Annotated in this window: 24 protein-coding genes; 12 read left to right on the top strand and 12 right to left on the bottom strand. The window is 69.3% G+C overall.

Features of this window, described 5'->3' with window-relative positions; all coding sequences use genetic code 11:
* A partial coding sequence (locus A8G15_RS18940) for a sulfite exporter TauE/SafE family protein (RefSeq protein WP_156665463.1) occupies nucleotides 1-465 on the top strand: 465 nt, incomplete at its 5' end.
* Between the two features lie 19 nt (nucleotides 466-484).
* Here the strand turns inward: A8G15_RS18940 and A8G15_RS18935 are convergent.
* From A8G15_RS18935 to A8G15_RS18915, 5 genes are all read right to left on the bottom strand, one after another.
* Nucleotides 485-1,951 carry a peptide MFS transporter gene (locus A8G15_RS18935; protein WP_068163007.1) on the bottom strand — a complete coding sequence of 489 codons (1,467 nt, stop codon included), beginning with the start codon at nucleotides 1,949-1,951 and terminating at the stop codon, nucleotides 485-487.
* A 64-nt stretch (nucleotides 1,952-2,015) separates the two neighbouring features.
* Nucleotides 2,016-2,396: a DUF3054 domain-containing protein gene (locus tag A8G15_RS18930; protein WP_068163004.1), complete on the bottom strand. Its 381-nt coding sequence runs from the start codon at nucleotides 2,394-2,396 to the stop codon at nucleotides 2,016-2,018.
* 101 nt (nucleotides 2,397-2,497) lie between these two features.
* On the bottom strand, nucleotides 2,498-3,055 hold the full coding sequence (locus A8G15_RS18925) for a YceI family protein (protein ID WP_068163002.1): 558 nt from the start codon (nucleotides 3,053-3,055) through the stop codon (nucleotides 2,498-2,500).
* Between the two features lie 91 nt (nucleotides 3,056-3,146).
* The gene (locus A8G15_RS18920; RefSeq protein ID WP_068163000.1) at nucleotides 3,147-4,292 is read right to left on the bottom strand and encodes a lysylphosphatidylglycerol synthase transmembrane domain-containing protein; all 1,146 of its coding nucleotides are present in this window, start codon (nucleotides 4,290-4,292) and stop codon (nucleotides 3,147-3,149) included.
* Nucleotides 4,293-4,349: 57 nt separating this feature from the next.
* On the bottom strand, nucleotides 4,350-5,807 hold the full coding sequence (locus A8G15_RS18915; RefSeq protein ID WP_068162997.1) for an adenylate/guanylate cyclase domain-containing protein: 1,458 nt from the start codon (nucleotides 5,805-5,807) through the stop codon (nucleotides 4,350-4,352).
* Between the two features lie 168 nt (nucleotides 5,808-5,975).
* Here A8G15_RS18915 and macS point away from each other — a divergent pair, with 168 nt between their 5' ends.
* Together macS and A8G15_RS18905 are read left to right on the top strand one after the other, a co-directional pair.
* Entirely contained in the window at nucleotides 5,976-7,133 is a 1,158-nt protein-coding gene (gene macS / locus A8G15_RS18910; protein WP_068162994.1) for a MacS family sensor histidine kinase, read from the top strand.
* Nucleotides 7,126-7,791: a response regulator gene (locus A8G15_RS18905; protein ID WP_068162990.1), complete on the top strand. Its 666-nt coding sequence runs from the start codon at nucleotides 7,126-7,128 to the stop codon at nucleotides 7,789-7,791. Before macS ends, A8G15_RS18905 begins: the two co-directional genes overlap by 8 nt.
* Nucleotides 7,792-7,800: 9 nt before the next feature.
* On the opposite strand, the gene A8G15_RS18900 is transcribed toward A8G15_RS18905, so the two are convergent.
* Both A8G15_RS18900 and A8G15_RS18895 read right to left on the bottom strand, forming a co-directional pair.
* Entirely contained in the window at nucleotides 7,801-9,006 is a 1,206-nt protein-coding gene (locus tag A8G15_RS18900) for an RNA polymerase sigma factor (RefSeq protein ID WP_245687899.1), read from the bottom strand.
* Nucleotides 9,003-9,380, bottom strand: a complete 378-nt coding sequence (locus A8G15_RS18895; RefSeq protein ID WP_068162982.1) for a YciI family protein — start codon at nucleotides 9,378-9,380, stop codon at nucleotides 9,003-9,005. The genes A8G15_RS18900 and A8G15_RS18895 overlap by 4 nt, the downstream gene beginning before the upstream one ends.
* Nucleotides 9,381-9,563: 183 nt before the next feature.
* Here A8G15_RS18895 and A8G15_RS18890 point away from each other — a divergent pair, with 183 nt between their 5' ends.
* On the top strand, nucleotides 9,564-10,202 hold the full coding sequence (locus tag A8G15_RS18890; RefSeq protein WP_068162979.1) for a DUF1707 SHOCT-like domain-containing protein: 639 nt from the start codon (nucleotides 9,564-9,566) through the stop codon (nucleotides 10,200-10,202).
* A gap of 10 nt (nucleotides 10,203-10,212) precedes the next feature.
* Here the strand turns inward: A8G15_RS18890 and A8G15_RS18885 are convergent, their stop codons facing one another.
* The 3 genes from A8G15_RS18885 to trmB are packed head-to-tail and all read right to left on the bottom strand — an operon-like array spanning nucleotide 10,213 to nucleotide 15,187.
* A complete protein-coding gene (locus A8G15_RS18885; protein ID WP_068162976.1) occupies nucleotides 10,213-13,740 on the bottom strand; it encodes an MMPL family transporter in 3,528 nt (1,175 codons plus the stop codon).
* An 11-nt stretch (nucleotides 13,741-13,751) separates the two neighbouring features.
* Complete coding sequence (locus tag A8G15_RS18880; protein ID WP_245687900.1) at nucleotides 13,752-14,426, bottom strand: NYN domain-containing protein; 675 nt, start codon at nucleotides 14,424-14,426, stop codon at nucleotides 13,752-13,754.
* A gap of 20 nt (nucleotides 14,427-14,446) precedes the next feature.
* The gene (gene trmB / locus A8G15_RS18875) at nucleotides 14,447-15,187 is read right to left on the bottom strand and encodes a tRNA (guanosine(46)-N7)-methyltransferase TrmB (RefSeq protein ID WP_068163022.1); all 741 of its coding nucleotides are present in this window, start codon (nucleotides 15,185-15,187) and stop codon (nucleotides 14,447-14,449) included.
* A 134-nt stretch (nucleotides 15,188-15,321) separates the two neighbouring features.
* Between trmB and A8G15_RS18870 the strand changes: the two genes are divergently transcribed.
* The 4 genes from A8G15_RS18870 (at nucleotide 15,322) to A8G15_RS18855 (ending at nucleotide 19,804) form a co-directional block, all read left to right on the top strand.
* Nucleotides 15,322-15,918, top strand: coding sequence for a hypothetical protein (locus tag A8G15_RS18870; RefSeq protein ID WP_068162970.1), 597 nt, complete (start codon nucleotides 15,322-15,324; stop codon nucleotides 15,916-15,918).
* On the top strand, nucleotides 15,915-17,330 hold the full coding sequence (locus A8G15_RS18865) for a hypothetical protein (RefSeq protein ID WP_068162968.1): 1,416 nt from the start codon (nucleotides 15,915-15,917) through the stop codon (nucleotides 17,328-17,330). The genes A8G15_RS18870 and A8G15_RS18865 overlap by 4 nt, the downstream gene beginning before the upstream one ends.
* Before the next feature lie 38 nt (nucleotides 17,331-17,368).
* Nucleotides 17,369-17,695 (top strand): DUF6802 family protein, encoded by a 327-nt coding sequence (locus A8G15_RS18860; protein WP_068163019.1) that lies wholly within the window; start codon nucleotides 17,369-17,371, stop codon nucleotides 17,693-17,695.
* Nucleotides 17,696-17,971: 276 nt separating this feature from the next.
* The gene (locus tag A8G15_RS18855) at nucleotides 17,972-19,804 is read left to right on the top strand and encodes a phosphoenolpyruvate carboxykinase (GTP) (protein ID WP_068162964.1); all 1,833 of its coding nucleotides are present in this window, start codon (nucleotides 17,972-17,974) and stop codon (nucleotides 19,802-19,804) included.
* 166 nt (nucleotides 19,805-19,970) lie between these two features.
* Here the strand turns inward: A8G15_RS18855 and A8G15_RS18850 are convergent, their stop codons facing one another.
* Complete coding sequence (locus A8G15_RS18850; protein WP_068162961.1) at nucleotides 19,971-20,942, bottom strand: cation diffusion facilitator family transporter; 972 nt, start codon at nucleotides 20,940-20,942, stop codon at nucleotides 19,971-19,973.
* 201 nt (nucleotides 20,943-21,143) lie between these two features.
* Between A8G15_RS18850 and cysK the strand changes: the two genes are divergently transcribed.
* From cysK to katG, 4 genes are all read left to right on the top strand, one after another.
* Nucleotides 21,144-22,079, top strand: coding sequence for a cysteine synthase A (gene cysK / locus A8G15_RS18845; RefSeq protein ID WP_068162958.1), 936 nt, complete (start codon nucleotides 21,144-21,146; stop codon nucleotides 22,077-22,079).
* Between the two features lie 7 nt (nucleotides 22,080-22,086).
* The gene (gene epsC / locus A8G15_RS18840; RefSeq protein ID WP_068162955.1) at nucleotides 22,087-22,671 is read left to right on the top strand and encodes a serine O-acetyltransferase EpsC; all 585 of its coding nucleotides are present in this window, start codon (nucleotides 22,087-22,089) and stop codon (nucleotides 22,669-22,671) included.
* Nucleotides 22,672-22,788: 117 nt separating this feature from the next.
* Complete coding sequence (locus A8G15_RS18835) at nucleotides 22,789-23,232, top strand: Fur family transcriptional regulator (RefSeq protein ID WP_068163015.1); 444 nt, start codon at nucleotides 22,789-22,791, stop codon at nucleotides 23,230-23,232.
* Between the two features lie 39 nt (nucleotides 23,233-23,271).
* Nucleotides 23,272-25,452 (top strand): catalase/peroxidase HPI, encoded by a 2,181-nt coding sequence (katG, locus tag A8G15_RS18830; RefSeq protein WP_068162952.1) that lies wholly within the window; start codon nucleotides 23,272-23,274, stop codon nucleotides 25,450-25,452.
* A 58-nt stretch (nucleotides 25,453-25,510) separates the two neighbouring features.
* Here the strand turns inward: katG and A8G15_RS18825 are convergent, their stop codons facing one another.
* Nucleotides 25,511-26,959 (bottom strand): aldehyde dehydrogenase, encoded by a 1,449-nt coding sequence (locus A8G15_RS18825; protein ID WP_068162947.1) that lies wholly within the window; start codon nucleotides 26,957-26,959, stop codon nucleotides 25,511-25,513.
* Nucleotides 26,960-26,990: the final 31 nt, after the last annotated feature.

Below are 26,990 nucleotides of genomic sequence, written 5' to 3'. Positions count from 1 at the left end.
CTGCTGGCCGCGCCCGAGGGATCGTTCGAGGCGATCGTCCCGTATCTGGTGGCACTGGCGGCGCTCGCGTTGCTGTTCCAGCCCCGGATCCGCGCTCTCGCCGGGAACCGTGACCTGCCCCGGACCTTCTCGGCGGCCGTGTTCGTCGTCGCCGTGTACGGCGGCTACTTCGGCGCGGGCGCCGGCGTGATCTTCCTGGCACTCATCCTCGTGTGCTCGTCGGAGAGCATCTGGCGGGCCAGCATCCTCAAGAGCTATCTGCTCGGCGTCGCGAACCTGGTCGCCGCGATCGGCTTCGCCGCGTTCGGTCCCGTGCACTGGCCCGCCGCCGTCGCCATGGCGATCGGGACGGTCGCGGGCGGCTGGTGCGGACCGCCGGTCGTCAAGCGCATCCCGCCCGGCGTGCTGCGGATCGCGGTGGCGGTCGCCGGGTTCGGACTCGCCGCGTGGCTCGCGGTGCGGTAATCGTCAGTCCCGGCGGGTGTCAGTGCACGCCCTGCATCATCTTGCGGATCCACGGCGAGATCAGGGTCAGCACGACGCCGACGACGATCGAGGCGCCGCCGATCCACAGGTAGTACGGCACCTCGTTGCTCTCGTCGTAGTACTTGGCCAGAGTGCCGGCCATCGCCGTGCCCAGGGCCACCGACAGGAAGAACAACGCCACCATCTGGGTGTGGAAGTTCTTCGGGGCGAGCTTCGTGGACAGCGACAGGCCCACCGGGGACAGGAACAACTCGGCGAAGGTGAACAACAGCAGGATGCCCGCCAGGCCGAGCAGCGGTGCGCTGTTCGGCCCGCCTCCGGACATCGGGATGAAGCACAGGAACGCGATGCCCATGATGATCGTGCCGATCGCGAACTTGATCGGTGACGACGGCTGCCGCGGGCCCAGCTTCGTCCACGCGGCCGCGAACACACCCGCGAAGATGATGATGAACACCGGGTTGATCGACTGCACCCACGACGGCGGGAAGTCCCAGCCGAACAGGTTCCGATCAAGACGGGTGTCCGAGTACACCGCGACCATCGTGAACTGCTGCTGGAACAGCGACCAGAACGCGGCGCTCGCCAGGAACATCGGAATGAACGAGATGACGCGTTTGCGCTCGACCGGCGTGATGGACCGGCTCGACAGGATGATCACGAAGTAGACGACCGCCGCGACGATCGTCAGGGTGACGACGAGATCCGACATGTTGCCGGTCGTGATCAGGCCGGTCAGCGCGGCCACCGCGATGATCACCACGGCGACGGCCGCGACGGCCGCGACGCGCATGCGCAGCGCCGCCGGCAGCGGGTGCGGGGGTGTCGCGCCGATGCCGGCCAGCCGCTTGCGGCCGATCGAGTACTGGATCAGCCCGATGGCCATGCCGATCGCCGCGAGCCCGAATCCGTAGTGGAAGCCCATGTTGGTCTGCACCCAGCCGGTGAGCAGCGGACCGACGAGGGCGCCGAGGTTGATGCCCATGTAGAAGATCGAGAAGCCCGCGTCGCGGCGCTCGTCCTGTTCGTCGTACAGGTCGCCGACCAGCGACGTCGCGTTCGCCTTGAGTCCGCCGCTGCCGAACGCGATGAGGACCAGACCGACACCGACACCGGCCAGCCCGGGGATCACCGCCAGCGCGATGTGGCCGAACATGATCATCACGGCGCTGTAGAACAAGGTTCGTTCGGAGCCGAGGACCCGGTCGGCGATCCAGGCGCCGAGAATCGTGGACAGGTAGACGGTGCCGCCGTAGGCGCCGACGATCGAGGTCGCGGCGGCCTTGCTGATTCCCAGCCCGCCCTCGTCCGCCGAGTAGTACAGGTAGTAGATCAGGATGCCCTGCATGCCGTAGAAGGAGAATCGCTCCCACATCTCGACACCGAAGAGGTTCGCCAGGGCGAGCGGCTGGCCGAAGAACCGGTGGTCCGACTGCGAGACCGGGCGTGCCGCTGTGTCACTCATGAAAGTCACTTTCCCACCGGGAACAGCGCACGCGCGGAGATTTCGCGGGGCAGGGGTGCCGGCGTCAACGGGTCGAGACGTCGCGGCGCGCCCATACACGGACGATCAGCCGCCAGCCGACCAGGAACAATCCGAGGAAGATTGTAGCGACCACGACGAACGCGGTTGCGGTGCCCTGCCCGGTGACCGCGCGCAGCAGCATTCCGACGACCAGCGTGCACAGCCAGACCAGGACACCGGTCGGGACGGCGGCGCGCGCGTCGAACTTCTCGCGATAGAGCCCGGCGGTGGCGAACCAGCCGACCGTGAGCCCGGCGAGGAACGGCCACGCGGTGGTGGCGATCCCCGGGATGTTCAGGGTTTCGTCGTGGCTCGAACGCCCGAGAGCGGCGAAGACCACGACGAGGACGATGTCGATCACCAGCGCCGGCGCGTATTTTCTCACGAGTTCAAGGGTAGGTCGCGCACGCGACCGAGCGCCGTCCGGGATGGACGGCGCTCGGTGGACGTGCGGCCGGGGATCCTGCCGCCGGGGCGGGAGGTGGATCAGGACTGCAGGCCGGCCTCGATCTCGAGGGTGATGGTGATCTTGTCGCCGACGACGGCGCCGCCGCCCTCGAGCGGCATGTCGATGCTGATACCGAAATCCTTGCGGTTGATGACCGTGATGGCCTCGAAGCCGGCGACCGGGCCGTTGCCCATGCCGGGGTTCACCCCGTTGAACTCGAGTTCGAGTTCGACCGGCTTCGTCACACCGTGCAGGGTGAACTCGCCGTCGACGACGTAGCCCTTACCGGTGCTGCGGACGCCGGTGGACGTGAAGGACGCGGTGGGGAACTGTTCGGCGTCGAAGAAGTCCGCGGACTTGACGTGGGCGTCGCGGTCGCTGTTCCTGGTGTCGATCGAGTCGACGGCGATCTCGGCGGCCACGGCGGCGGTGCCGTCCTCGGCGACGGTGACGGCACCGGAGAAGTTCTGGAAGCTACCGCGGACCTTGCTGACCACGAGATGGCGGACGGTGAAGCCGACGGTCGAGTGCACGGGGTCGATGGCCCAGGTGCCGGCGGTCAGGCCCGGGAACGTCGCGGTGGTGGCGGTGGTCATGGCAACTCCTCGTATTGATTGAAGTTTCAACTTCTGATGTGGTCAACGATGACACCGATTGGTTGATTGCGCAACTACCTTGTGATGTGGATCACGAAGATGTGCGATCGGGATCGCGTTCCGGCTGGTCGTCCGGGTCCGCATCGCGGCGCCGGGACAGCAGCGACCGCGCCCGATGCTCGCGCTCCAGATCCAGCTCGGCATCGTCGATGCGATGCGACCGGTACAGCACCGCGATCACGATCCAGCCCACGACCGCGACGATCACGAAGCTGACCACCCGATAGACGAACACCGCCGCCAGCGACTGCGACGCGCTCATCCCCGCCGCCGTAAGGGTCGCGATCAACGTGCCGTCGACGAACCCCAGCCCACCGGGGGCCAGCGGCACACTGGCCACGGCCTTCGCCGCCGCGAACGCGATCAGCAAACCCGGCAGCGACGGATCGCCGCCGACCGTCCAGCACGCCAGGCCCAGGCACGCCACGTCGCACACCCGGTGCACTCCGGACCAGCCCAGCGCGGTCAGCGCATCCCGCCGTCCCAGCTCCACCGATTCGAGCTGGCCCAGGATCCGCTCGAACGCCTCCACCCCGGTCTCGGCGGGCTTCTTCGCGATCCGGTTGACGCGATGGATCAGCCACAGGCCCAGCGCCTGGATCGACGACGGATTTCTCGCGACGTGACGCAACCCGTAGAACAGGGCGAACGCACCGGCGACGGCCAGTACCAGCGTGACCGGGCTGACCCGCGAACCCACCGCCAGGGCACCGGTCACCCCGACCGCGGCGAGAGTCGCCGTCGCGATCACCCCGGACACCGCGAGCTGCCAGGACGCCACGACCGGCGTCGCCCCCCAGCGCCGCGTCTCCTTGTAAGTGAACGCCGTGGAGAACACCGGCCCGGCCGGCAGGGTCACCGACATGGCCGTGCTCGCGTACACCACCGACGCCGAGCGAAGATGCCCGACGGTGACCCCGCCGGCGTGGAGCAGGCGCTGCTGGACACCGGCGAACCCGCTCAGCGCCGCGGCCTGGGCCGCGATGCACGCCGCGAACCAGCCCCAGTGCATTTCCGTCAGGGCCCGCCACGAATCGCTCAGCGTCGGCCACAGGTAGACGGCCTCGACGGTCAGCAACACCACCAGCGCGGCGCCGAGCAGCCACTTCACCCATGCGAAGCCGCCCCGACGCGGCGCGACGCCGGGTCGGGGTGGTTCATCGCGAGGCGGCGCCACGCGGATCAGCGTATCCAACGCCCTGCTGCGACCGGTCTCACTTCGCTGCGGGCGGCACTACTCGGGGTAGTCCACCGGTGAGGCCAGATGGGTCAGCCGGCGACGCCCCCGCAGCTGCACCTCGTCGCCCAGGGCCCAGTGTTCGCGTTCGTCGTCGTCGGCGAAGTACAGCGCACTCGACGACGCCAGCACACGGCTCGGCCGCATCTTCGCCAGCTCGGTCAGGCGCGACGCCTCGTTCACGGGATCACCGATCACCGTGTACTCGAACCGCTCGGCGGCACCGATGTTGCCGGCCACCGCGAGACCCGCCGACACCCCGATACCGATGTCGAGGCCGGTGATCTCGTCGAGCGCGAACCGCAACTCGCGCGCCGCGGCGAGCGCGGCCGTGGGCGCATCCGGCCGGTCCAGTGGCGCTCCGAAGATCGCCAGGGCCGCATCACCCATGAACTTGTTGACGAAACCGTGGTGCCGGTCGACGACGTCGACGACCACCCGGAAGAATTCGTTGAGCAGGTCCACGACCTCGCTCGGCGGTCGCTCCGCGGCGGTGGCGGTCGAACCGACCATGTCGACGAACAGCACCGCCACGTACCGGGTCTCCCCGCCCAGCTCGGTGCCGTACTGCAACGCGCGGCGCGCCACGTCCTCGCCGACGTGCTGACCGAACAGTTCGCGCAGCCGGCGCCGCTCGTCGGACTCGGCCATCATCCGGTTGAAGCCGACCTGCAGGCGGCCCATCTCGCTGCCGTCGAACACCTCGACCTGCACACCGGTCGCGCCCCGCTGTACCCGCTCGATCGCCCAGCGCAGCTGCTTGACCGGGTCGGAGATCTGCGCCGACGTCAGCGTCGAGAGCACCAGCGCCAGCCCGATCGCCATGACCGACAGCGCGAGAATCGCCCACGACAGCGAATCCGGCGAGAACTCCATCTCCGACGTGAGCTGCGTGACGCACAACAGGACGATGCCGGCAACCGGCATCAGCGTGCCCAGGCCCCATGTCATCGCCAGGCGCGTACCGACGCCGGGCGCCATGGTCCGATCGAACCGGCCCTCGCTGAGAGCCTGCGCGGCCACCGGCCGCAGGATCCGCTCGCCGAGCATGTAGGTGAACCCGAACGTGCTCGTCGCCGCCATCGCGACCGTGATCGCCACCGCCACTGCCAGCGACGGCATCTCCTCCGCGGTGAGGAACACGAACAGCACACCGCCGAGGATCCACAGCGCCAGGTGCACGATCGCCTGCCGCAACGGTGCGTGCAGCGCGGCCATCTGCTCGGATCGCGTCGGCGGTCCGCCACGCAACTGCCAGCGCACCACCGAGCGCAGCATCACGGCCGCGGCGGTGAGGCTGACGACGCCCGCGAATGCGAGGTACACGGCGAACACCGCGAAGTTGCGGACCCGGTCCGCGATGATGTTCTCGGATTCCGAGATCGGGATGCCGTAGCGGACGAACGCGAACACCAGCAGGGCGCCGAACAGATTCGAGGCACACATCGAGACCATGTAGAGGGGCCAGCGACTACGCAGAGTCGTCGCAACAGCCCGATATGACCTCAACACGACTTCAAATCAAACCACTGTGGCCACGGTCACAGCACGTCGTGGTCGGTATAACGCGTCACCGGGCCGCTACGATCTGCTCGATCGATCGAATCGGGGGAGACGTCGGCAATGGGAGGAACCGGACGAAACCGGCGCAATGCCGATCCGGATGCGCCGCTGTGGCGGGCGTCGCAGGTGTTCCGACTCGTCACCCTCGCCTACGCGGTCAGCTCCCAGTTCTCGACCGTCGCGTACTACACGAAACCCGGATTGAGCTGGCTCTTCATCGCCCTTCTCGCGGTTTGGTCGACGCTCTCGGCGGTCCTGTTGTCCCGGGGTTCGACGCAGCGCTGGAAGGTCGTGGCACTCGACCAGGTCGTGGCGATCACCCTCATGGCCGCGACCCGGCTCGTCGCCGACCACGAGTGGTACAGCAATCACCAGACGTTGCCGACCACGCTCTGGGTCGCCAACGCGGTGCTGTCCGCCGCGGTGCTCGGCGGACCCGCCGCCGGGACGTGCTCGGCACTCGTGATGGCCACCGTGAGCGCCGTCGTGCGTGACCAGATCAACCTCGACCTGTGGCGGGATGCGACCGCACCGGTTCTCGTCGCGGTCGGTGTCGCGATGGGATTCGCGACCGTGACCGCCCGGCGCGCCCACCGGCAGCTCGAACACGCGGTGCGCATGGCCGCCGCCACCGAGGAACGCGACCGGCTCGCCCGGCAGGTCCACGACGGAGTGCTGCAGGTGCTCGCCCTGGTTCAGCGGCGCGGGAACGAGCTCGGCGGGGCGGCGGCCGAACTGGCCGAACTGGCCGGCGAACAGGAGGCGGCGCTGCGGATGCTCATCTCGGAACAGGACACCCGGGTCGACCGCGGTGAGGAACAGGTGGATCTGCGCGCGCTGCTGCGCGCCCGAGCCGCCGCGAACGTGACGGTCTCCGCCCCCGCCGATCCCGTCCTGCTCGACCGGGCCCGCGCCGTCGAGCTCGCCGCCGCCGCGGCGACTGCTCTGGACAACACCGCGCTGCACGCCGGCCCCGGCGCCAGGTCGTACGTGTTGCTCGAGGACCTCGGCGACGAAGTGATCCTCAGCATCCGCGACGACGGCAACGGCATCCCCGCGGGGCGGCTCGCCGAGGCACAGGCGCAGGGACGGATGGGTGTGTCCAAGTCGATCGTCGGGCGGGCCGAATGGCTCGGGGGTGTCGCGGTCCTCGACAGCGCCCCCGGCGAGGGCACCGAATGGGAGATCCGGATCCCGCGGGTGGTACCTCATGACTGAACCCGACCCGCGTGCCCCCGTCACCGTGATGGTCGTCGACGACCATCCCATCTGGCGCGACGCCGTCTCCCGCGATCTGGACGCGGCGGGCTTCCGCGTGGTCGCCGGCGCCGACAGCGTCGGATCGGCCGGGCGACGTGCCGCGGCGGTGCGGCCGGCCGTGGTGCTCATGGACATGTCGCTGCCCGACGGCAGCGGTACCGACGCCACCGTCGCGGTGCTGCGCGCCTCACCGGGGACGCGGGTGCTCGTGCTGTCCGCGTCGTCCGAACGCGACGACGTGCTCGGAGCGGTGAAGGCCGGTGCCTCGGGATATCTCGTCAAGAGCGCCTCGGCAGCGGAACTGGTGGAGGCGGTCGCGGCGACCGCCGCGGGCCAGGCGGTGTTCACGCCCGGGCTGGCCGGCCTGGTGCTCGGCGAGTACCGGCGGATGTCGGCGACGGCGGACCGCCGCTCACCCGCACCCCCGACGCTCACCGACCGGGAAACCGAGGTGCTCCGGTACGTGGCGAAAGGACTGTCGGCCAAGCAGATCGCGGCCAAGCTCACACTCAGCCACCGGACGGTGGAGAACCATGTCCAGGCGACCCTGCGGAAGCTGCAGCTCGCCAACCGCGTCGAGCTGACTCGCTACGCGATCGAGCAGGGGCTGGAGTAGCGGCGCCGCTCACGGGGACCGATCCCGGAGCCAGGCGCGGATCGCCTCGTCCTCGGTGAGTTCCGCGGCACGGTCGAATGCCGTGCGGGCGTCGTCGACCCGACCCGCCCGGGCGAGCAGGTCGGCGCGGACCGCGTGGAAGGGCTGATACCGGGCCGTCGCCGAACCGCCGATCGCGTCGAGCACGGCGAGGCCGGCGGCCGGGCCGCGGGTCCGCCCCACGATCGCGGCCCGCGCGACCCGCGCGCCGAGCGTCGGGGACACCTCGACCAGTGCGCGCGACAGCGTGTCCAGCGCGGGCCAATCCGTGACGCCGGTGTGCCGGCGTGCGGCGTGGACCGCGTGCATCGCAGCCTCGAGCTGGAAACGCCCCAGCCGCCCGCCCGCCGAGGCACGGCCAAGCAGTTCCTCCCCGCGTTCCACGAGCACGGTGTCCCAGGACGCCGGGTCCTGCTCCTCGAGCGGGACGAAGGGCGTGTCGGTCGCGTCGGCCCGGCTCAGCGACAGTGCGACCAGCGCCGCCAGGCCCCACGCCTCGGGTTCGTCGACGGACTCGGCGAGTGTCGTCGCCAGATGCAGTGCTTCGGATGCCATCGCGAGGTCGCCGCAGGTGCGGGCGATCGTGAAGCACCCGTACACCGCTTCGAGCACAGCGGGGATACGTTCGGGCATCGTGGCACGGTCCGGGACCACGAACGGGATCCGCGCGACCCGGATGCGCCTTTTCGCGCGGACCAGCCGCGCGGCCATCGCCGACGGAGCGACGGCGAACACCGACGCGACCTGTGCTGCGTCGAATCCGAGGACGGTCTGCAACATCAGCGGCGTGCGCACGGACTCGGCGATCGCCGGATGAGCACACACGAACAGCAGCGCCAGCCGCCGGTCGGGGATGGCGTCCGCATCGATGTCGTCGAGGACGGACGTCGTGTCCACGCCGCTGTCCGGGACCGACTCGAGCGGAACCGTGGTCCGATGCGCAGCCGACTTCCACACGTCGCGCTGCCGGTTCCGGGCGACGGTGAGCAACCAGCCGTCGGGGTTCGCCGGGACACCCTGTTCGGGCCAGATCCGCAGAGCCTGCTCGAACGCCGATGCCACGGCGTCCTCGGCGAGTGCGAGGTCGCCGGAGCGCGCCGCGAGCAGAGCGACGAGCCGTCCGCGCGAGCCGCGCGCCGCGTGCTCGGCGGCGGCCCACGCTTGCGGCCTTGTCACGTGTTCGGAGTCCATACGCCACCGACCGTGTGGGTTGCTCCGGGCCGGATCTCCACGGCACCCCAGTGGAGAGGCGGGGCCTGCCGGGCCCACTCGATCGCCGCGTCGAGGTCCGGGACGTCGACGACGACGGTGCCGCCCAGTTGCTCCTTCGTGTCGGCGAACGGGCCGTCCTGCACCCGCAGTTCACCGTCGACCATCGTCAGGGTGGTCGTCAGGTCGGACGGGGCGAGAACCTCCGCGCCGATCAGGACACCGGCCTGCTGCAGTGTTGCCGCATAGGCGGCGAACGCCTGCCTGCCTGCCTCGATCGTCTCCTCGCCGATCGACGCGGCGGTTTCCTCCGGGTAGTGCATCAGAATCGTGTATCGCACGGGACTCGTCCCCTTCCCTCGTGGCTCCGACTCGATCCTGCCGAGTCGTCCGTCCGCGCACCGCGGCTCGGAGAATTCACCGGGCACCGATTTCGGCCCCTCACCGTGATGACGATCGGGATCGCGCCGGATCGACACGCGGGACGCAGGACGGACCGGAACCGGCCACCTACTGTGGTGGGCATGGACTCGAGGGATCTACGCGTATCGGACGCCGAACGGGAACACGTCGGACAGCTGCTGCAACAGGCCGTGGGGCAGGGGATGCTCTCCCTCGGCGAGTTCACGGAACGCATGGACACCGTGCTGGCAGCCAAGACCCGCGGCGACGTCAATCAGGTTCTCGTCGATCTGCCGGGAATCCAGTTGCGGCCGGAATATCTGCAGCAGATCCAGGCACAGCACGTGCCGCCGCAGTCGCTGCAGTCCCCGATCCACGGGACGTCGCCTGCCGCCGGTGGGATGGTGATCCGCGGCCGCATGTCCAACCTGTCCCGCAAGGGGCGGTGGGAGGTGCCGTCCTCGTTGCAGATCGACACGCGGATGTCGACGGTGGTCCTCGATTTCACCGAAGCGGTGATGCAGACCCAGGTGGTGCACGTCCATGTGAACGACTACCTCGGTTCCGTCACCCTCATCGTGCCGACGGAAGCGACCGCGGACGTCAACGGCATCGACATGGTCGCGTCGAGCACCAATTCGAAGGTGCGGGCAGGGGCACCGTTCGGGCCTCTGCATCTGGTGGTGACCGGCAAGCTGCACTTCAGCTCACTGACAGTGCGGCACCCACTGGGTGCCGCACTGCGCAAATTGCTGAGCTGAACGCGGCTCGTCAGGGGCGACGCTGACGGGCGATCAGTTCGCTGACGCTGATACCCCCGGCGTTGTCCTCGTCGCCGTGCCGGCCGGTGGTCGGCCCGGACCGCTCCGGATCCGGATCGCTGTATCGGCCGAGCTGCGGATCCTGCTCCCGCGGTGCCGGCGCCGGGCGCGAGGAGCGTGGTTGTTCGGCGCCGGGTGCCATACGACGCAGCTGCGACAACCAGTTCTCGATCGCCTGCGGATCGCGGGTGCGCGCCCCTTCCGGGCGTGGCCCCGGCGCCGGACCGGCGGGCGGCCGCTGCGGTGCCTGCGGACGCACGAACGGGTGCGGCAGCGGCGGCGGCACGGTCCCGCGCTGACGGCGCGGCAGCTGCGGGATCGCAGTCGGGGACTGCGGGTCCGGCGCGGGTGCCGAACCCTGAACGTCACGCGGCGGCAGCGGCGGGACGATCGTGGCCGACACGTGAGGCAGGCCCGTGGGGCCGTGCGGTGACACGGTCGTCGGCGGCAACTGGGGCACCGATGTCGGCGCCTGCGGTTCCGCGGGACGCCGCTGGTCGGGTGCGGTCCGGCGAGGCAACGGCGGTTGGTCCGTCCCCTGCCGCTGGGGGAGCGGTGTTGCCTGGCGAGGTGGCGGAGGCATCGGCGGGCCGGGACGCATCGGCCGATCCGACGGTGCCTGCGTGCGGCGGGGCAACGAGGCACTGTCGGTGCGCTGCGGCGGTGCCGCGTGTTCGCGCTGCGGCGGTGCCGCTGGGTCGCGCTGCGGCGGTGCCGCTGGGTCGCGCTGCGGCGGGGCGGGCGGCTGGTTGCGTTGGAGCGCGGTGCTGTCGTACCAGGCGGGCGGGGCCTGCCGTGGCTGCGGCGGGGCCGCTTGCTCTCGTCGGACCTCGGCGCTGTCGTGCCGGACCGGAGCTTGTCGCGGCGGTGCCGTGTGGCCGCGCTGCGGCGGTGCCGCTTGTTCGCGCTGCGGTGGTGCCGCTTGTTCGCGCTGCGGCGGGGCCGTATGGCCGCGCTGCGGCGGTGCCGCTTGTTCGCGCTGCGGTGGTGCCGCTCGGCCGTGCTGCGGTGGAGGCGCGACGGTCCCGTTCGCGACCGGCGGCTGTCCCGGGCTCTGCCGGGCGGGCCGGAGGTGCCGATCCGGTGTGGGGACGGGCACCCGGCCGGCGCGGGAGGGCGAGGGGCGTCGCGGTGCGGGCGGGAACTCCCGGGCGCGGCGTTGTTCGGCGGAGGAGCGGGGTGCTGCGATCTTGGGCAGCGGCTGGGTCATGTCCGACGCGCCGATGCCGGGAACCATCGGCGGAAGGCGATGTGCTCCGGTCGCGGCGACGGTGGCCGGGCCGAACATGCCGACGGTGATGAGCTCGGGCACGTCCTGAGGCATCAGCTCGTCGGCGAGGATCGGTTCGCCGAGTCCGATCTTCTCCTGGATGCGTTTCATCCATGCGGGTGCCCACCAGCAGTCGTCGCCGAGCAGTTTCATGGTCGCGGGCACGAGGAACATGCGGATGACGGTCGCGTCGATGATCAGCGCGGCGATCATGCCGAACGCGATGTACTTCATGAGCACGAGTTCGGAGAACGCGAAGGCACCGGTGACGACGATGAGGATCATCGCGGCTGCGGTGATGATGCGCCCGGTGTGGGAAGTGCCGATCCGGATGGATTCGGTGGTGCTCGCACCCTGCGACCGGGCCTCGACCATCCGCGAGAGCAGGAACACCTCGTAGTCGGTGGACAGGCCGTAGATGATCGCGATGATCAACACGAGGATCGGCGAGAAGATCGGGCCGGGGGTGAAGTTCGCGAGGGTCGAGCCGTGGCCGTCGATGAAGATCCAGGTGAGGATGCCGAGGGTGGATCCGAGGCCGAGTGCGCTCATGAGCGCGGCCTTGATCGGCAGCACGAGGGAGCCGAAGGCGAGGAACATGAGCAGGGTCGTCAACGTCACGACGATCACGACCATGAGCGGAAGGGTGTCCAGGAGCGCGACGATCGAGTCGTACTCGAGGGCGGGTGTGCCGCCGATCATGACGGTGACCCCGTCGGGCCATTCGATGGCGTGGAGATAGTCGAGTGTCGGGTTGGCGTCGGCCCGGTTCTGCAATCCGGCGGTCAGGACGCGGACGCCGTCCTTCTCGGGCCCCGAGATCTTGAATTCTTCGACGAGGCCGGGCGCGTCGCTCGCGGCGCGTCGTACCTCGTTGAGGGCGCCGCCCTGGGCTCCTTCCACGATGAGCTTGATCGGCTCGGCGCGCTGTCCGGGGAAGAGTTCGTCGAACTTCTCCTGCGCGACACGGGTGGCGCTGTCGGGCGGGAGAAGCGTCTCGTTCATGCCGCCGAACTTGATGCCGGTCAGCGGCATGATGAGCAGGAGGAGGCCGACGACGGTGGGGATGGCGACCTTCATCGGGTTGCGCATCACCCAGCGGGTGAGGCGGCCGATGAGGCTTTCCTCGATCTGCTCGTTCGACTGGATCTGGCCGAACCGTTTCCAGCCGAATTTGTCGATGCGCTTGCCGAGGATGCTCAAGATCGCGGGGAGCAGCGTGATCGACGTGAAGGCGGCGAGGGAGACCGCGGCGATCGCGCCGTATGCGACGGACTTGAGGAAGGCCTGCGGGAACAGCAGCAGGCCGCCGAGGCTGGTGATCACCATCGTCGCCGAGAACACGACGGTGCGTCCGGCGGTGATGACCGTGCGCCGGACTGCGGCGGCCGTCTCGTAGCCCTCGGCGAGTTCTTCACGGAATCGGGACACCATGAACAGGCCGTAGTCGATCGCCAATCCGAGGCCGATGAGCGACACCACGGGGGCGACGAACGCGTTGACCTCGGCGAAGTTGGTGATGAACCGGACGATGCCGTTCGCGGCGATGATCGTGAGGCCACCGGTGATGAGCGGCAGGGACGCGGCGATCACACCCCCGAAGACGAAGAACAACAGGATGCCGACGGCGGGGATCGCAAGGATCTCCATGCGGTGGATGTCGTTCGCCATCGTGTCGTTGAGGGCACCGGCGATCGGTTGCAGACCGGCGAGCTGCACCTCGACGCCGTCGATGGCGAACGAGTCCTTGATCTCGCGGAAGTTGTTGGTCAGCGCGGTGTCGTCGTCGCCGACGAGCGCGATCGACGCGACCGCGTGCTGGCGGGACTCGTCGGCGAGCGCCGGCAGTGCGGGTGCGCCGTTCGTGGGCCAGTAGGCGCCGTTGATCTTGAGGATCTCGTCGGGATGGTCCGCGAGCACCGTGTTCAGGCTGTCCTTGACCTGCGCGGCGAATGCGGGGTCGTCGACGGTCTTGCCCTCGGGTGCCGTGTACAGCACGAGAACGTCGCCGCTCGTGTCACGACCGAAGGTGCTGTCGGCCAGTTCTGCGGCCGCGACCGACTGTGAGCCGGGGTCGAACCAGCCGCCCTGACTGAGATGGTCGTTCAGGCTGAGCCCGTATCCGGCCAGCCCCAGCAAGGCGGCGACCATCACCGCGATCACCGTGAAACGGGCGCGGAAGACGAGCTCTCCCCAGCGGTCGAACACGTGAAAGTCTCCTATTCGGCGACGCTCTTGCGCCCGACGAGCAAGGCGGAAAGCGGTCGGAACGGCTGCAGCCAGGCACCCTCGTCCGGGAGCATGTCCAGGCTGACGCGCGGCAGCGGCTCACGGAACACGCCGGGGATGTCCTCGAGATCGACGAAGTCGAGGATCTCGGACGTGACCGCCCAGCTGGCGTGTTCGCGGAACCCGAGCACCTGGACCGCGATGCCGGCGTTGGCGAGTTCCTCCAGGGGTTCGCGGAACGCCTGCCCGTCCGCGGAAGCCACCATCACACCGGCGAGGCCCTCGCTGTGCCGCAGCTCGATGTGCCGCAGCATATCGGAGTCGACGTCGCTGTCCTCGTCGATCTTGGGTTTGGCGAACACCGCGAAACCGACGTTGCGCAGCGCCTCGACCCACGGGCGGACGACGTCGGCGCTGCCGGGCGCGATGTTCGTGAACACCGTCGCTTCGGGTTCGAGGCTTGCCGAGGTCGAACGGGACAGTTCGGCGGTGCGGCTGAGCAACCAGCGGCCGAGCGCGTCGAACCGGGGCCGGTACGCCGCGGTGGGACGGCCGCCCAGGATCGCTCCGAGCCCCATGTCGAGGTTCGGCGCATCCCACACGAGCAGCACGCGCCGGTGCGGGTTGCCGCCTGTCGTCGCCGCCGAATCGGACGGGGCGGACATATCTTCGTCGAGGCTCATGCTCAGATCTTCCCCCAGATCAGCTCGGTGATGGCGCTGCCCACCTGGTGAGCCTTGTTCTCGAACTTGGTGACGGGCCGCTCGTGGCTGATCGGCGAGTCCCAGTCGACCGGTGCGAGGAGGGGTTCGGCATTGCCGGCCTCTTCGATCGCGACGGCGTATTCGGCGTGGTCCGTGGCCACGTGCAACACCCCGCCGGGCTTCAGGCGGCTCGCGATCAGCGCGAACGTCGGGCCCTGCAGCAGGCGCCGCTTGTGGTGGCGGGCCTTGGGCCACGGGTCCGGGAAGAACACCCGCACACCGGTGAGGGACTCCGGCGCCACCATGTGCTCGAGCACCTCGACGGCGTCGCCGCGCAGGATCCGCAGGTTGTGCACGGGCTGCTCGGTGCCGAGGGTGCGTTCGATGCGCTGCAGCGTCTGGGCGATGCCGGGCTTGTAGACCTCGATCGCGATCAGGTTGACGTGCGGTTCGGCCTGGGCCATCGCCACCGCGGCGGTACCGGTGCCCGAGCCGATCTCGAGGACGGTCGGGGCGCTGCGGCCGAACCAGCCGTCGAGGTCGAGCAGGTCGTCGCCGACGTCGCGGCCGAGGTGGGGCCACTGGCGGTCCCACGATTCCTGCTGCGGCTCGGTCAGCGAGCCGCGACGGGAACGGAAACTCGTCACCCGCGGGTAGAGGCGGTTTCCTCGCGTCGGGCGCTGTTCCGGCGTCTCGGTCGTGTGCTGATCGGCTTCGTTCACGGCACCCATTGTCGCGTATCTCGGGAGTGCGTGACAGAAGGGACTGGTGTGACCACAGGGTTTTCTCAGGTCCGCTGCCGCCGGGCGCCTCGTCTGCGACAATCCGTCCACGGTTGTCGGGGACATTTCGGGGGATGTTCGTGGTGGGGGATTTCGACGACGGGTGGCATGCGCTGGCGCAGCGCGTCGAGCGGATCGACGCGACTGCGGGCCGCGCTGTGCACGCGGCGCTACGCGCTCGGGACCGGCCGTTGACCGTGCAGGTCGTCGAGCGCGCCGGCAGCGGAGGCCGGGATCTCGCCCCCGTGGAATCGGCGGCCGGTTACACGGTCGAACACCTCGAAATGGACGTGCCGGGCCGCCCCGATCCGGTCGTCGACGGCGACGTCGTGGTCCAGGTGACCGCCGTCCGGTGCCCTCCGCACGCGATCCACCCGGTGGACCGGACCACGATCGCCCGTGCCGAGGCAGGGCGCGTCGTCGTGGTGCTCACCGGTACCGAGCAGCTCGCGGACCCCGGCGCGGCGCTCACCGCGGTTGCCGAGCAACTGCGGACGCCGGTGCTCCCGGTCTCGGACACCGAGGCCCTCGCCGCCGCGGTCGCCGCGCGGCTGCAGCGCGCCCGCCGTCGCCGCGACGACGAGCTGGCCCGGACGGTCGCGGGGATCGCCGCGACGCCGCCCGCGCGGGACGTGATCGAGGACGCGCTCGACACGCTGGGTCCCCGGTGACCGAACCGGCCGCCGCTGCGGACGACGTGGTGCGCCGATGGAATCCGGACGGATGGGCGCGTCTGCACGGGACGACGCCCGCACCGCGGGTCCGGGTCGCCGCGGTGCCCGGCTCCGGCGAGGACGAGCTCATCGGGGAACTCGAGGAACTGTGCCGGGAGACCGGAGGACCGGACGTCGAGTACGTGCGCGACGGGTCCGCCGCGGTCGTGCTCCTGGTTCTCGACGCGTCCGCGTTCGTCGGCCGCACCGAACTGTCCGTGCTCGAGTCCGCCGCGCAGGGCGCCGCGCGTGTGGTGTGCGCCCTCACCGGCATCGACCGCTATCCCGGATGGCGTGGTGTTCTCGACGCCGATGTCGCGCTGCTCCAGCGGCACGCGAGCCTGCCCGAGGTGGCGATCCTGCCGGTCGCCGCGACCGCCGCGGCCCGCGCCCGTGAGATCGGTGGCGATGCCGGGCACGTGCTGCGGCTCGAGTCGGGCATCGTCGACCTGCACGAGATGCTGCGTGCCGCCACCGCGGCCGCGCACATCGGGACCGTCGCGCGGTCGGCGGTGATCGCGCGGACGCGCGCCGTGATCGCCGAGACCGTGGAAGGGCTGCGCGCCGACGACGGAGCAGCGCTGCGCGCCGAGCGCGCGCGGCTCGTGCAGCGGACGGCTGCGCCCGCGGACCCGGCCGGCCGGGTCCGCGGCGACCTGCAGCGTGCCCGGTTCGAGTTGCTGCAGGAGGTGGCCGCCGGCGTGCGGGCCACCGCCGCGGCGGTCCGCGACGCCGTGGACACCGATCCCGAGCAGGCCCCGGAGTTGCTCGCCGCAGCGGTGCGGGCCCTGCGCGACCGGGTGTCGGCGATCGTGACCGCCCGGCTCGGCGAGCCGGGCACCGCGCCGCAGCGAAGTCCGGTACCGATGCCGCCGGCCACCGGCACCGTCGAGGATCGGCTCACAGTGGTGCTCGGCGCGTCCGCGGGTGCCGGGCTGGGCCGGCTGCTGGCCTTCCCGCTCGAAGCGGTCCCCGCCGCACACGTGGCGACGGTGCCGATCACCCTCGTGGCCGGCCTGGGTGCCGCGTGGTGGCTGGTACGGGTCCGGCGCCGGATCGCCGCCCGCGACCGCGCGCGGCGCTGGGTGACCGACGAACTCACCGAGATCCGCGCCGAGCTGGACGCGTGGGTGCTCGCCCGGGTCGTCGACGCCGAGGCCCGGGCGGCCGCGACCGTCGCGGCCGAGCACACCGCCCGGGTATCGGCGCTGCACGATCGGATCGCCGCGCTCGACGAGGAACTGCGCCGTCGCCTCGGGGAGCGGAACGTCCGGCTCGAGGCCTGCCGCCGGGACCTGGCCTCCCTCGACCGGCCGAACCGGCCCCGGACGGGGGAACCGCGGGTGCTTCCGGCGCGTCCAACCCTGTGAGAACCCGGAAACACGCGGGCACGGACGAGGAGGCACGGATGGTGGAGAGTTCCCTGATTCCCGATTGGCAGCCCGAACCCGAGGGATTCGCCTCGGGCACGCCGTTCGACCCGATCGCCGTCGCCGCCCTGGCGGATGCCGCGAGTCCGACCGCGGACCTCGACGGTGACGGCGCCTTCGATACAGTCACCCTGTCGTCGCCGTCGGCGCTGGTCGTCGCGACGGACCTGGACGACGACGGCAGTGCCGACCGCCTCACCGCGATCGCCGACGACGGCGAGTTCGGGGTGTGGGAGTTCCATCGCGAACCCGACGGGACACCGCGCTGGCTGCGCGTGGACGCCGGAAACCTGGGCCGGGAGTGAGATGAATCGCGGGTTCGGGCCACGACATTCTCGGTAGGATGCGCCGTCTGAATCGTTTCTGTGACATTTCCGACCGGACCCGATTCCCCCCTCCTGGAAGTCCGGCGTTAACCTCTATGAATAGGACTTCCGGCGCTCGTTTCCTCCGTTCGGCCACGGAGGGGATCGGGTGGTACCCCTGCCGAGAGGGGAATCCCGGGTCTGCCACTGGTTTCTGCGTGCATTTGTGCAGGTCGGAGGCGGGATCCGGTTCCGGGCACACCCCAGGAGAGTTTGATGACCTCAGCGACCATTCCCGGTCTCAACGGAACCGACGACAAGCCCCCGACCCAGCATGCCGAGTTGCTTGCCTGGGTCCAGGAGGTTGCCGAGCTCACCGAGCCGGATCGTGTTGTCTGGGCCGACGGCTCCGATGAGGAATGGGATCGGCTGACCACCCAGCTGGTGGAGGCCGGAACCTTCACGCGTCTGAACGACGAGAAGAAGCCGAACTCGTTCCTCGCCAACTCCGACCCGTCGGACGTCGCGCGCGTCGAGTCCCGCACGTACATCTGCTCGAAGAACGAGATCGACGCCGGCCCGACGAACAACTGGGTCGACCCGGCCGAGATGCGCGCCACGATGACCGAGCTGTACCGCGGCAGCATGCGCGGTCGCACGCTCTTCGTCGTGCCGTTCTGCATGGGCCCGCTCGGAGCCGACGACCCGAAGCTCGGCGTGGAACTCACCGACTCCGAATACGTGGTCGTGTCCATGCGCATCATGACCCGCATGGGTACCGCGGCGCTCGAGAAGCTCGGCACGGACCGTCCGTTCGTGAAGGCCCTGCACTCCGTCGGCGCACCGCTCGAGCCCGGCCGGCAGGACGTGGCGTGGCCGTGCAACGACACCAAGTACATCACCCACTTCCCCGAGGACCGCGAGATCTGGAGCTTCGGTTCCGGCTACGGCGGCAACGCGCTGCTCGGCAAGAAGTGCTACTCGCTGCGTATCGCGTCCGCGATGGCCCACGACGAGGGCTGGCTCGCCGAGCACATGCTCATCCTCAAGCTGATCTCGCCCGAGGACAAGGCGTACTACGTCGCCGCGGCGTTCCCGTCGGCGTGCGGCAAGACCAACCTCGCGATGATCCAGCCGACCATCCCGGGGTGGCGTGCCGAGACCCTCGGCGACGACATCGCCTGGATGCGTTTCGGTGAGGACGGCCGCCTGTACGCCGTGAACCCGGAGTTCGGCTTCTTCGGTGTCGCGCCCGGCACCAGCGCCGATTCCAACCCGAACGCGATGCACACCATCGAGGCCGGCAACACCATCTACACCAACGTCGCGAAGACCGACGACGGTGACATCTGGTGGGAGGGTATCGGTGGCGACGCCCCCGCTCACCTGACCGACTGGCTCGGCAACGACTGGACCCCCGAGTCCGACACGAAGGCCGCCCACCCGAACTCGCGTTACTGCACCCCGATGTCGCAGTGCCCGATCCTCGCTCCCGAGTGGGACGACCCGCAGGGTGTGCCGATCTCCGCGATCCTGTTCGGTGGTCGCCGCAAGACGACGGTCCCGCTGGTCAGCGAGTCCTTCGACTGGCAGCACGGCACGTTCCTCGGTGCCACCCTGTCGTCCGAGCAGACCGCCGCCGCCGAGGGCAAGGTCGGCAGCGTGCGTCGCGACCCGATGGCGATGCTGCCGTTCCTCGGTTACAACGCCGGCGACTACCTCAACCACTGGATCACGCTCGGTAAGAACGCCGACTCGGCGAAGCTGCCGAAGATCTTCTACGTGAACTGGTTCCGTCGCGGCGACGACGGCCGCTTCCTGTGGCCCGGCTTCGGCGAGAACTCGCGCGTGCTGAAGTGGATCGTCGACCGCATCGAGCACAAGGCCGACGCGCAGTCCACCCCGATCGGCTACGTCCCGACCGCCGCCGACCTGACCCTCGACGGCCTCGACGTCGACGCGGCCGACGTCGACGAGGCCCTGAAGGTCGACGTCGACGAGTGGAAGGCCGAGATCGACGGCATCGCCGAGTGGTTCGAGTTCCTCGGTGAGAAGGTGCCCTCGGGCATCCGCGACGAGTTCGAGGCCCTCAAGCAGCGCCTCGGCTGATTCTCCTGCTTCACGGTGAAGGGAACCTTCGACCATCCGGTCGAAGGTTCCCTTCGTTCGTTTCGGGGGGCGGTGTCACAACCGGCCGACACGCGCAACCAGCGACGCCCGCTCCCGGCGGCGCGAACCGAACGGTTCGTGCGAAAGGGGCGGGTGGACGGACCGCTCACAGGGGAGTGAGTGAGGGATCGCCGGGGGTGGACAGCGACAGCACGGCCTTGCGGATGTGCGGATTCGCTTCGAGGGCCTTCTCGCAGCGGTCGAGCTGGTCGGCGACGGTGTGTTCGGCCTTGTCGCCGACGAGGTCGACGGCACCGACGAGATACACCTGACGCGGACCGACGTAGTCCATCCGCAGCATGGTGACGCGTTCGATCTCGGGGAGGTCGAGGACGGCCTGCAGGCCCGCGAGCCGCAGCTGCGGCGAGGCCTCCTCACCGATGAGGAAGCGGCGGTTGCGGTCGATGAGGATCACCGCGATCACGCCGAGGAGAATGCCGACGAGGATGGAGCCGATGGCGTCGGGGACGGGGGATCCGGTGATCTGGTGCAGGAGGACACCGGTGAATGCGATGACGAGGCCGATGAGAGCGGCGGCGTCCTCGGCGAACACCGCTCGCACCATCGGGTCGGACGTGTTGAGGGCGTGCTGGAGGAGGTCACGCTCGGCGGATGCGGCTTCTGCGCGGACCTGCCGATAGGCCTGCCGGAACGAGATGCTCTCGAGGATGAATGCGATACCCAGGACCGTGTACGCGACGCCGTAGTCGGTGGCGGGTTCGGCATGGAACAGTTCCTGGATGCCGTGGGTGATGGACACCCCGGAGCCGAGGGCGAACAATCCGAGGGCCGCGAACATGGACCAGATGTAGGCTTCGCGTCCGTAGCCGAGCGGGTGTGCGCGGTCCGCCGGGCGGCGGGAGCGCCGGTTCGCGATGAGCAGCAGGACCTCGTTGCCGGTGTCGGCCCAGGAGTGGGTGGCTTCGGCGACCATCGATGCCGAGCCGGTGATGGCGGCGGCCGCGGTTTTCGCGACGGCGATCGCAAGGTTCGCGCCGAACGCGAGGGCCACCGTGAGGGTGCTTTCCCGGTCGGGGTCCGTTGTCTCCGTAACGTCGTGCGCGTGCGGTTGTGACATACCGGAACGGTACGGCGGAGCGCTTCGACGGGACCGGGGTTTCGGCGGTGGCCGGTCACGGGGAACTCAACGGTGCCGCGCCCTCGGGTTCCGGTCACCCTGATTCGAACTCCCCAGGTGAAGCGGTCGGACCGGCGGATGGTGCAATAGGACGATCGCATACGAGAGCCGGTCGCGCCGCGGCCGGGAGGAGGATCGGCTATGAGCGGGATCTACAACAACGTCACCGAGTTGGTGGGGCGCACCCCCCTCGTCAAGCTCAACCGGCTGACCGACGGCCTCGGCGCGACGGTCGCGGCCAAGCTCGAGTTCTACAACCCGGCCAACAGCGTCAAGGACCGTATCGGTGTGGCGATCATCGACGCCGCGGAGAAGTCCGGTGAGCTGAAGCCCGGCGGCACCATCGTCGAGGGCACCAGCGGCAACACCGGTATCGCGCTCGCCATGGTCGGCGCGGCTCGCGGCTACAAGGTCATCCTGACGATGCCGGAGACGATGTCCACCGAGCGTCGCGTCATGCTGCGCGCGTACGGCGCCGAGATCGTGCTCACCCCCGGTGCCGAGGGCATGGCCGGTGCGGTTTCGAAGGCCGAGGAGATCGTCGCGAACACCGAGAACGCGGTGCTTGCGCGCCAGTTCGGCAACCCCGCCAACCCCGAGATCCACGAGCGCACCACCGGCGAAGAGGTCTGGAACGACACGGCCGGTGAGGTCGACATCTTCGTTGCCGGCATCGGCACCGGCGGCACCCTGACCGGCGTCGGCCGCGTTCTCAAGTCCCGCAAGCCGGGCGTGAAGATCGTCGGTGTCGAGCCCGCCGACTCGCCGATCCTCACCGGCGGCAACCCCGGCCCCCACAAGATCCAGGGCATCGGCGCCAACTTCGTGCCGGAGGTCCTCGACCGCGACATCTACGACGAGATCGTCGATGTCGAGTTCTCCGACGCCGTCGACACCGCCCGTGCCCTCGGCACCGACGAGGGCATCCTCGGTGGTATCTCCGCCGGCGCCAACGTGTGGGCGGCACTCCAGATCGCGAAGCGGCCCGAGAACGCCGGCAAGCTGATCGTCGTGGTCGTTCCCGACTTCGGTGAGCGCTACATCTCCACCCCGCTGTTCGAGCACATCCGGGACTGAGTGCACGGTGAGTCTGCTGCGAACCCTCCGGGAGGATCTCGTCGCCGCGCGCGGGCACGACCCGGCCGCGCGCGGTGACGTCGAGAACGCGATCGTCTACTCGGGACTGCACGCGATCTGGTCGCATCGGCTCGCGCACCGGATGTGGGGCAAACCCGCGTTGCGCGGTCCGGCCCGGATGCTCGCGCAGTTCACCCGTTTCCTCACCGGTATCGAGATCCATCCCGGCGCGACAATCGGCCGCCGGTTCTTCATCGACCACGGCATGGGTGTGGTGATCGGGGAGACCACCGAGATCGGTGACGACGTGATGCTCTATCACGGCGTCACCCTCGGTGGCCGTTCGATGGAGAAGGCCAAGCGTCACCCCACGCTCGGCAATCGCGTCACGATCGGTGCCGGCGCGAAGGTGCTCGGCCCGATCGTCATCGGTGACGACAGTGCCGTCGGCGCGAACGCCGTCGTCACGCGGGACGTGCCGCCGGACTCGATCGCGACGGGCATTCCCGCGACGATCCGGTCCCGGACGCGGAAACAACACGAACCGCTGGTCGATCCGACGACCTACATCGATCCCGCGATGTACATCTGAGCCGTTCCTCCCTCTTCGGGTGATGGGAATCGATATCCGGAAGGACGGTTCCCATCGCCCGGAGGCGAAAGCGCGAATTCGCGACTGATTCCAGAAAAGTACGTCATAGTGGGTGGCGTGCCCTCTACGCCGGAGTACGTAGAGCAACTACGTACCGCAGCGCTGCGCGTGACCCGACCGCGGGTCGCGGTGCTCGAAGCGGTCCACGAGCATCCGCACGCCGATACCGACACGATCTTCGGGGCGGTGCGCGACGTGCTGCCCGAGGTCTCCCGCCAGGCCGTCTACGACGTGCTGCACGCGCTGACGTCCACCGGTCTGATCCGGCGTATCCAGCCGTCCGGTTTCGTCGCCCGCTACGAGACGCGGGTCGGCGACAATCACCACCATCTCGTGTGCCGCTCGTGCGGAGCGATTACCGACGTCGACTGCGCTGTCGGCGACTCCCCGTGCCTGACGGCCTCGGACCCGAGCGGCTTCGTCGTCGACGAGGCCGAGGTCGTCTACTGGGGGTTGTGCCCCGACTGTTCTCCTCCATCGCCTTCACGGCCACAGCCGTGATCAAGGACCGCGTCACCCACACCTGGAAGGAAGGGCCCAGTGTCCGAAAGCGAAAATCCGGTCATCCCGTCGCCGACACCCAAGGCGCACCGTCCGCTCACCAACCGGGACTGGTGGCCGGATCAGCTCGATCTCAGTGTCCTGCATCATAATTCGAAGAGAGTGTCGCCGCTGGGGGCGGATTTCGACTACGCGACCGAGTTCGCGAAGCTCGATGTCGACGCCCTGCACCGTGATCTCGAGGAGGTGATGACCACCTCGCAGGAGTGGTGGCCCGCCGACTTCGGTCACTACGGGCCGCTGTTCATCCGGATGAGCTGGCACGCCGCGGGTACCTACCGGATCGCCGACGGCCGCGGTGGGGGCGGGCAGGGCGCACAGCGGTTCGCGCCGCTCAACAGCTGGCCGGACAACGCGAGCCTCGACAAGGCCCGCCGGCTGCTGTGGCCGGTGAAACAGAAGTACGGCAACCGTATTTCGTGGGCCGACCTGATCATCTTCGCGGGCAACGTCGCGTACGAGTCGATGGGCCTGCCGACGTTCGGCTTCGCGTTCGGCCGCGAGGACATCTTCGAACCCGAGGAGGTCTTCTGGGGGCCGGAGGAAACGTGGCTCGGGGACGCGCGCTACGCGGGTGACCGCGAACTGCAGGGCCCGCTCGGTGCGGTGCAGATGGGGCTCATCTACGTGAATCCCGAAGGGCCCAACGGTAATCCGGACCCGCTTCAGGCGGCGCGGGACATCCGGGAGACGTTCGGCCGCATGGCGATGAACGACGTCGAGACCGCGGCGCTCATCGTCGGCGGCCACACCATCGGCAAGACCCACGGTGCGGCGCCGGCGGACAACGTCGGCCCCGAACCGGAGGCCGCTCCGCTCGAGCAGCAGGGTCTGGGGTGGAAGAACACCCACGGCACCGGTGTCGGCGGCGACGCGATCACCAGTGGCCTGGAAGGTATCTGGACGCCCACTCCGACCACGTGGGACAACAGCTTCCTCGAAACGCTGTACGGCTTCGAGTGGGAGAAGACCAAGAGCCCGGCCGGGGCATGGCAGTGGATCCCCAAGGACGGTGCCGGTGCCGATCTCGTGCCCGACGCCCACGACTCGTCGAAACGGCACGCTCCGACGATGCTCACCACCGACCTGTCCCTGCGGCTCGATCCGATCTACGGGCCGATCACCCGCCGGTGGCTCGACCATCCGGAGGAACTCTCCGAAGAATTCGCCAAGGCCTGGTACAAGCTGCTGCACCGCGACATGGGTCCCGTCTCGCGGTATCTCGGTTCGCGTATCCCGGAGCCGCAGCTCTGGCAGGATCCGGTTCCGGCCGTCGACCACGAACTGGTCGGCGCGGACGACGTCGCCGCACTCGAGGAGAAGGTTCTCGCGTCGGGGTTGACGATTCCGCAGTTGATCGCGACCGCGTGGGCGTCGGCGTCGAGTTTCCGCAGCACCGACAAGCGCGGCGGCGCGAACGGTGCCCGGGTGCGGCTGGCCCCGCAGAAGGACTGGGAGGTCAACGAACCCGCCCAGCTCGCCGAGGTACTCGCGAAACTCGAATCGATCCGCCAGGACTTCGAGAGCGGCGGGAAGAAGATCTCGCTCGCCGATCTCATCGTCCTCGCGGGTGGCGCTGCGGTCCGGAAGGCCGCGAAGAACGCCGGGCTCGATCTCGAGGTGCCGTTCACCCCGGGCCGCACCGATGCGACGCAGGAACTGACCGATGTCGACTCGTTCGCGGTGCTCGAGCCGCCGGCGGACGGCTTCCGCAACTACCTGCCCGCAGGCGAGAAGCGTCAGCCGGAGAAGCTGCTCGTCGAACGTGCGAATCTGCTGTCGCTGACCGCATCCGAACTGACGGTCCTGGTAGGTGGCCTGCGGGCGCTGAACGCCAATCACAACGGCACCCCGCACGGCGTGCTCACCGACCGGCCGGAGGCGCTGACCAACGACTACTTCGTCAACCTGCTCGACATGGGCACCGAGTGGAAGACATCGGAGTCGACGGAGAACGTCTACGAGGGCCGCGACCGGGCGTCCGGTGACGTGAAGTGGACGGCGACCGCCGTCGATCTGATCTTCGGCGCCAATTCGGTGCTGCGGGGGCTGGCGGAGGTCTACGCCGCCGACGACGCGCAGGCCAAGTTCGCCGACGATTTCGTCGCCGCCTGGACGAAGGTGATGAATCTGGACCGGTTCGACGTGAAGAAGAAGTAGACCCGGATACGAGTGGGGCACCCCGGCCGCGGCCGGGGTGCCCCACTCGTCGTGCTGGTCAGCCCTGGTAGCCGGGCGGGTAGAGCACGGACTTGAGCTCGCAGAACGCCTCGATGCCCTCGGGGCCGTTCTCGCGGCCGATGCCGGAGTTCTTGTAGCCGCCGAACGGCGAGCCCGGGTCGAAGGCGTACCAGTTGATGCCGTAGGTGCCGGTGCGGACCTGCGCGGCGACCTCGAGGCCCTTCTCGACGTCGGTGGTGTACACCGAGCCGGCGAGACCGTAGTCCGAATCGTTGGCGATCTTGATCGCCTCGTCGACCGAGTCGTACGGCAGGACGCACAGCACGGGGCCGAAGATCTCCTCGCGGGCGATGGTCATCGAGTTGTCGACATCGGCGAACACGGTGGGCTCGACGTAGTAGCCGGTCTCGATGCCGGCCGGGCGGCCACCACCGAGTACCAGGCGGGCACCATCCTTCTTGCCCTGCTCGATGTAACCCTCGACGCGGTCGCGCTGCTTCGCCGAGATCAGCGGGCCCAGCTGGGCGGCCGGATCGTCGGGCAGGCCGACGGGGAAGAACGCGGCGGTCGCGACGATCTTCTCGACGACCTCGTCGTAACGCGAACGCGGAGCGAGGATGCGGGTCTGGCCGACGCACGCCTGCCCGGTGTTCATCAGCCCGGACATCACGAGCATCGCGATCGTCGAATCCAGATCGGCGTCCTCGAGCACGATCGCGGCGGACTTGCCGCCGAGCTCGAGCGAGCAGCGCTTGAGGTTCTGCGCGGCGATCGCGCCGATGTGCTTGCCGACCGCGGTCGACCCGGTGAACGTGACCTTGTCGACGTCGGGGTGCGACACCAGGTACTCCCCGGTCTCGGCGCCGCCCTGCACGATCGAGAGCACGCCCTCCGGCAGACCGGCCTCGGCGAAGATCTCGGCGACCATGTTGATCGTCAGCGGCGCCTCGGGGGCGGGCTTGAGCACGACCGAGCAGCCGGCGAGCAGGGCGGGGCCCAGCTTGTTCGCGGCGAGGAACAGCGGCACGTTCCACGCGACGACCGCGGCCACCACACCGACACCCTCGCGGGTGACGCGGGTGCGGCCGAACGAGCCGGAACGCTCGTCGACCCACGGGAACGACTCGGCGGCACTCGCGTAGTAGTTCAGGGTGCCCAGCGCAGACGTCATCTGCATCATCTGCACCGACGCCGGGGGCTGGCCCATCTCGTCGGTGAGCTTCGCGGTGATCTCCGCGGAGCGTTCCTCGATCAGCTTGGCGGCCTTGGCGATCACCTGGGCTCGCTCGGCGGGCGCGGTGCGCGGCCACGGCCCCTCGTCGAACGCGGTGCGGGCGGCCGCGATCGCGGCGTCGATGTCCTTCGGCCCGGCGACCGGGACCGAGCCGACGCGTTCCTCCGTCGCCGGGGAGAACACCTCGAGTTTCTCGTCCGTCGACGGTGCGACCCACCGGCCGCCGATGAAGAGCTTGTCGTAGTCGGTCATCTTCCTCTTCCTCGTAACTTGTTGAGCGAAC

Origin of the sequence: Rhodococcus phenolicus (genome assembly GCF_001646785.1) — a bacterium.
In the GTDB taxonomy this organism is placed as follows: domain Bacteria; phylum Actinomycetota; class Actinomycetes; order Mycobacteriales; family Mycobacteriaceae; genus Rhodococcus; species Rhodococcus phenolicus.
Note: the sequence above shows the minus strand (reverse complement) of the source record. Positions and strands in the feature narration are given on the sequence as shown.

Bases quoted from the DNA above. Each gene is read 5' to 3' on its own strand.
- A8G15_RS18905 (WP_068162990.1), top strand. From the start codon at position 7,126: ATGACTGAACCCGACCCGCGTGCCCCCGTCACCGTGATGGTCGTCGAC.
- macS (WP_068162994.1), top strand. From the start codon at position 5,976: ATGGGAGGAACCGGACGAAACCGGCGCAATGCCGATCCGGATGCGCCG.
- A8G15_RS18855 (WP_068162964.1), top strand. From the start codon at position 17,972: ATGACCTCAGCGACCATTCCCGGTCTCAACGGAACCGACGACAAGCCC.
- A8G15_RS18925 (WP_068163002.1), bottom strand. From the start codon at position 3,055: ATGACCACCGCCACCACCGCGACGTTCCCGGGCCTGACCGCCGGCACC.
- cysK (WP_068162958.1), top strand. From the start codon at position 21,144: ATGAGCGGGATCTACAACAACGTCACCGAGTTGGTGGGGCGCACCCCC.
- A8G15_RS18890 (WP_068162979.1), top strand. From the start codon at position 9,564: ATGGACTCGAGGGATCTACGCGTATCGGACGCCGAACGGGAACACGTC.
- A8G15_RS18860 (WP_068163019.1), top strand. From the start codon at position 17,369: ATGGTGGAGAGTTCCCTGATTCCCGATTGGCAGCCCGAACCCGAGGGA.
- A8G15_RS18870 (WP_068162970.1), top strand. From the start codon at position 15,322: ATGTTCGTGGTGGGGGATTTCGACGACGGGTGGCATGCGCTGGCGCAG.
- A8G15_RS18935 (WP_068163007.1), bottom strand. From the start codon at position 1,951: ATGAGTGACACAGCGGCACGCCCGGTCTCGCAGTCGGACCACCGGTTC.
- A8G15_RS18915 (WP_068162997.1), bottom strand. From the start codon at position 5,807: ATGGTCTCGATGTGTGCCTCGAATCTGTTCGGCGCCCTGCTGGTGTTC.
- A8G15_RS18825 (WP_068162947.1), bottom strand. From the start codon at position 26,959: ATGACCGACTACGACAAGCTCTTCATCGGCGGCCGGTGGGTCGCACCG.
- A8G15_RS18850 (WP_068162961.1), bottom strand. From the start codon at position 20,942: ATGTCACAACCGCACGCGCACGACGTTACGGAGACAACGGACCCCGAC.
- A8G15_RS18880 (WP_245687900.1), bottom strand. From the start codon at position 14,426: ATGTCCGCCCCGTCCGATTCGGCGGCGACGACAGGCGGCAACCCGCAC.